Source organism: Paraprevotella clara YIT 11840 (genome assembly GCF_000233955.1).
GTDB classification, from domain to species: Bacteria; Bacteroidota; Bacteroidia; order Bacteroidales; family Bacteroidaceae; genus Paraprevotella; species Paraprevotella clara.
In genome coordinates this window covers 1-227 of record NZ_JH376742.1, presented here as the reverse complement: position 1 = coordinate 227, position 227 = coordinate 1, and positions in this window count along the sequence as shown.

Genomic DNA, 227 nt, shown 5'->3' with positions numbered 1-227 from the left:
GGATGACCGAACAATGAGCGAAGGATGACCGAACGATAAGCGAAGGATAAACGAACAATAACCCTAATTACTATAAATTTTCTTTTTTTTCTTTTGCAAGTAAAAATAATTGTATATATTTGCCACCGAAATAAGAAAAAGAAATCTTTATAGATTTTCTAACCAAAAGGAAATGCTATAAGGAGTAATAAAACAAATTATAAAAAACTTCATTAAATGAGAGATTT